The 5,004-nt window shown below is 65.7% G+C and carries 5 protein-coding genes; 4 read left to right on the forward strand and 1 reads right to left on the reverse strand.

What is annotated here, in order from left to right:
- Positions 1–427 (reverse strand): prephenate dehydratase (locus GPA_RS17510; RefSeq protein WP_331429724.1); only part of this gene is annotated, 427 nt, incomplete at its 3' end.
- A gap of 366 nt (positions 428–793) precedes the next feature.
- On the opposite strand from GPA_RS17510, the gene GPA_RS10915 reads away from it, so the two are divergent.
- From GPA_RS10915 to GPA_RS10930, 4 genes are all read left to right on the forward strand, one after another.
- Positions 794–2,077 (forward strand): hydrogenase small subunit, encoded by a 1,284-nt coding sequence (locus tag GPA_RS10915; RefSeq protein ID WP_049784119.1) that lies wholly within the window; start codon positions 794–796, stop codon positions 2,075–2,077.
- A 6-nt stretch (positions 2,078–2,083) separates the two neighbouring features.
- Positions 2,084–3,730, forward strand: a complete 1,647-nt coding sequence (locus GPA_RS10920; RefSeq protein WP_015539897.1) for a nickel-dependent hydrogenase large subunit — start codon at positions 2,084–2,086, stop codon at positions 3,728–3,730.
- 1 nt (position 3,731) lies between these two features.
- Positions 3,732–4,427 (forward strand): cytochrome b/b6 domain-containing protein, encoded by a 696-nt coding sequence (locus tag GPA_RS10925; RefSeq protein WP_041239502.1) that lies wholly within the window; start codon positions 3,732–3,734, stop codon positions 4,425–4,427.
- 240 nt (positions 4,428–4,667) lie between these two features.
- Positions 4,668–5,004, forward strand: a 337-nt coding sequence (locus GPA_RS10930; protein WP_041239503.1) for an AraC family ligand binding domain-containing protein, incomplete at its 3' end; no start/stop codon positions are given.

The following is a 5,004-nucleotide window of genomic DNA, read 5'->3' on the forward strand; positions in this document are numbered from 1 at the left end:
CGCTCTCGGCGGTGGACGACGTGGTGACGGTCGCGCGCCCCGGCAGCCGCTCGGCCAGGAAGCGACGGCACTGCGCGAGGCCCTGCGCGTGCGAGGCCACGCAGGTCACGTCCTCCAGCTTCGCGTCGGGGTGCAGCACGAGGCAGTGGTGGATGTCGAGCACGTGCTCGCCCAGGATGGAGGCCTGGCTCTTGAACGCGAAGTTGTCGAGCGTGGCCGTGACCGACCCCTCGAGCGAGTTCTCCTTCGCCACCACGCCGAACTCGCATTTGCCGCGGTCCACGGCGTCGAACACCTCGTCGAACGACGCGCATTCGAGAAGCGCGGGCTCGTCGATGCCCAGCCGCGCGGCGAAGGCGCGGGCGGCCTCGTGGGTATAGGTGCCGGCGGGGCCGAGGTAGGCGAACACGGGTGCGGAGACGGGCATGGGGTTGTCCTTCGGTCGATGTGGATGCAAAGGTCGCTTTGCGCGCCGTCTTATGATATCCTTCCGTGCGGCGTTGCCCGAGGGGTGGGGCCGCTTCCCGTGCAGGAATCCAACATTTCTCCTGTTTTTCGATGAGCGGCCTTGTATCGCACGTGGTTCGAGGAGGTTGGGCCCGTTATGCGGGTTTTTGCATAAAAGCGCGCCTAACCTGCATAAATCATGTTACGAGAAGGGGTATCTGTAACATTTTTGTACCATTTGCGGCCCAAACGTTGCGCTCGCGTAGACGCAAGGCCGCAAGAAACACTTCTCGGGGAAAATGCTAGCAGTGAATATCAGACGAGAAGCACCTGAGGAGGTGTGCACATGGAAACAGAGGCCACGGTTTCAGAGTTTCAGGACATGCTCTCCGCCCGCGGCGTGACGCGACGGAGCTTCATGAAGCTTTGCGGCGCCGTCGCCGCGGCTGCCGGGCTGTCCCAGCTCGCCGCGCCGCAGATAGCGCAGGCCCTCGAGAAATCCGTGATCGGCGCTACGAAGGGGAAGCTCTATCCGGTCATCTGGATCGAAGGCGCGTCGTGCACGGGATGTACCGAGTCGTTCGCCCAGGTCGAGACGCCGGATCCCGCGAGCGTCGTGCTGGAGCTGATCTCGCTTAACTATTCGGAGACGCTTTCCGCGGCTGCCGGCTGGTCGATGGAGGAAGCCAAGGAGCAGACGATCGAGGCCGGCAACTACATCCTCGTGTACGAGGGTGCCGTGCTGGAGGGCTGGGACGGCCAGGCGCTGCGCGTTGCCGACAAGCCCGGCACGGAGCACCTGATCGAGGCTGCGGAGAAGGCCAACGCCGTGGTGGCGCTGGGTTCCTGCGCCGTCAACGGCGGGTGGATGGGCGCCCATCCGAACAGCTCGGGCGCGCTCGGCGTGCAGCAGTTCCTGGAGAAGGCCGGCATCGATGTGGATGTCATCAACATCCCGGGCTGCCCCGCGAACCCCGAGTGGCTCGTGTCCGTGCTCGTGGACGTGATCATGCTCGAGAAGCTGCCCCCGCTCACCAACGAGGGCAAGCCCGAGGGCATCTTCGGCCAGACGATCCATGACAACTGCGAGCGCCGCGGCCACTTCGAGAACGGCGAGTTCGTCTACCAGTTCGGCTCCGAGGAGGAGGCCAAGGGGTACTGCCTGTACCCGCTCGGCTGCCGCGGGCCGCAGACGAAGTCCAACTGCGGCGTGACGCTGTGGAACAACCGCCGCAGCTGGTGCGTGCAGGCGGGCTCCCCCTGCATCGGCTGCTGCGAGGCCGCGCCGCACGACCCCGGCCACAACTGGGTCGAGGTCAACACCCCGTTCTACAAGCGCCATCGCGACCTGCGCATCGGCGACTGGATGGTCCAGCCCGGCACGATCGCGCTCGGCATCACGGGCATCCTGGCCGCAGCGCTCGTCGTGCACGGCTTCGGCATGAAGATCACGGGCCGCATGGACGGCGGCGCCGACTTCGAGAAGGTCCGTGCCTGGGACAAGAACCACCCCGGCAAGGCAATCGGGAAGTACGACCTCACGCGCGACGAGGCCAAGGCCGCGTGCGAGAAGAGCAGCCACAACGCGAACGCGAAGGCTGTCGAATCCGATGAAGAAGAAGGGAGGTAAGCCTACATGACCCGTTCAGTTATCGACCCGATCACCCGCATCGAGGGCCACCTCCGCGTGGAGATGGAGGTCACCAACGGCAAGGTATCCGACGCCTGGGTGTCCGGCGGCTGCTTCCGCGGCATGGAGATGGTCGTGGAGAACCGCACGCCCGAAGACGCCGCGCAGATCGTGCAGCGCATCTGCGGCGTGTGCCCGGTCTCGCATGCCCACTCGTCCGCCATCGCGGCCGAGAAGGCCTACGGCATCAAGATCTCGAACAACGCGCGCATCATCCGCAACCTGCTCGAGGGCGCGCAGTTCCTGCACAGCCACATCCTGTGGTTCTACAACCTGGCGGCGCTGGACTACGTGAACCCGCTCAACGCCCTCAAGGCCGACGCGGCCGACGCCTACGATCTCGCGCAGGCTGCCGGCACGTCCACGAACAGCGACTTCGTTGCCCTGAAGGAGCGCCTGTCGAACTTCGCCGACAACGGCCAGCTGTCCATCTTCTCGGGCAACTGGTTCGACGCCGAGGACGGCACCGGCTACAAGCTGCCGCCCGAGCTCGACCTCATCTGCACGGCCCACTACCTGGAGGCGCTGCAGATGCAGGCCAAGGCCTCCCAGGTGTCCGCCATCATCGGCGGCAAGATGCCGCACGTCATGACGCTCATCCCGGGCGGCACGGCGTTCGTTCCCACCGACCAGAAGCTCGACGACCTCAAGTACCTCGTCGACGAGATCTACGACTGGGTCGAGGCCACGATGATCCCCGACACGCTTGCCATCGCGCCGTACTACATCGACGCGCTCAACTGGGGCAAGGGCTGCGGCCGCTACGTGGCCTGGGGCGTGTTCGAGAACGAGAGCATGGAGCTCAAGGACCGCTACCTGCCCATGGGCGTCATCGACGACAAGCTCAACCTCTCCGACGTGAAGGAAGAGCTCATCACCGAGTACATGGGCCACTCCTGGTACAAGGGCGAGGAGACCTACACCTCCCCGTACTTCGTCACGGAGCCCGAGTTCACCTCCTACGACGTGAACGACCGCTACACGTGGGTCAAGTGCCCCGCCTACGACGGCAAGCCCTACGAGGCCGGCGGCCTGTCCCGCGTCCTCGCGGCGTACAAGCGCAACGTGCCGTTCATCGTGGAGCAGGTCGACGGCCTGCTGGAGGCGCTGGGCGCCCCCGGCCAGATCGGCGTGGCGCAGTCCACGCTCGGCCGCACCGCCGTCCGCCAGATCGAGACGCTCTACATCGCCGGCCTTATGAAGGACTGGGTCGCCGAGCTCTGCGAGGCCGTGAAGAGCGGCGACAGCGAGTACTTCCGCGAGCCCGCCACCATCACCGGCTCCGGCACCGGCTTCTGGGAGGCGCCCCGCGGCGCGCTCTACCACTCCGAGGAGGTCAAGGACGGCAAGATCACGGGCTACCAGATCATCATCCCGACCACCTGGAACCTCGCGCCGAAGAATGCCAACGGCGAGAGCGGCCCGATGGAGCAGGCCCTCATCGGCAACCCGGTGGGCGACATCGAGAAGCCCATCAACGCGCTGCGCACGGTGCACAGCTTCGACCCCTGCACGGCGTGCGCGGTCCACATCACCGAGCCGGCGACGGGCAAGAGCTTCGAGACCGTCACGAGCCCTTGGGGGGTGAAGTAACATGGCGCACTTGGCACACTACCGCGAAGCGCATCCGATGCCCTTCGTCATCACGCACTGGATCAACCTCGTCTGCATGATCCTGCTGATCGTCACGGGCTTCAGCATCCACTTCCCGTTCTGGCCCGCGTTCATGGGCATCGCCCGCGGCGTGCACGTGTTCTGCGGCTTCATCCTGTTCATCAACTGTATCGTCCGCGTGATCATGGCCTTCTTCGTGAAGTCCTCGCCGGACGGCGGCACGCGCTACCAGGTGACGGACTACAAGACCTGGCTGCCCCAGGCCGACAACCGCCACCAGCTGGGCGCGTGGATCAAGTACTACCTGTTCCTGAAGAAGGACCACCCGCTGGGCGCCAAGCTGGGCGTTCCGCAGAAGATCAGCTACCTGGCCATCCCCATCCTCATCATCCTGATGTTCTACACGGGCTTGGCCCTGTGGGCTCCCACGATGAACATGGGCTTCTTCGCGGCCGGCACGGATCTGGTGGGCGGCCTCATGTCGATGCGCATCATCCACTACTTCATGATGTACGTCTTCATCTGCTTCATGTTCATCCATATCTACCTGGCGAACATCGAGGGCATCTCCCCGACGCTGCTCATGTTCTTCTGGAAGGAGCATGGCGGACTCGTGTACGATCCCGAGCACCACACGATCGTGGGCGACGACGACCTGCATCACGAGAAGGCTTAAAGCGCACGGCGCCCGCCATCGCTTGGAACCGCTCTTCGAGGGGACCTGGGAAACCGGGTCCCCTCCCTTTTGCGGGGGCGAGGCGGGGGTGCGGAGGCGGACGGGCGGCGGGGCTTGCTGCGGCAGGTGCCGGGGGCGGGGCGGGCGATAGGTACGCCGCCCGCCGGGTGCGCAATAACGTACAAGCGCCGCGGCGTGCGCATGGACTATACTGTGCCTTTGCGAAAGGAGATCAGGCGTATGCGATGCGAAGGCGAGCGGGTCGAAGGCCCGCAGGCGGAGGAGGGGCCGCGGGGCATGAGCGCGCGCGAGGTGCGGGCGCTCGCGCTTCCCGACGGGTCCGTCGTGGAGGTATGCTCGCTGGCCGGGGATATCCGGGCGTTCCCGAACCACCTGCACGACCACTACGTGGTGGGCGTCCTGCACGCCAGCCGCCGCGCGCTCACCGTGAGCTCCCGCGAGCTGCATGTGCTGGAGCCCGGCGACGTGTTCCTGGTCAATCCCGGCGAACCCCATGCCTGCGACCCGCTCGACGACGAGCCGTTCTCGTACCGCTGCGCGAACGTGCCGGTGGGCG

Source organism: Gordonibacter pamelaeae 7-10-1-b (assembly GCF_000210055.1).
Classification (GTDB): Bacteria; Actinomycetota; Coriobacteriia; order Coriobacteriales; family Eggerthellaceae; genus Gordonibacter; species Gordonibacter pamelaeae.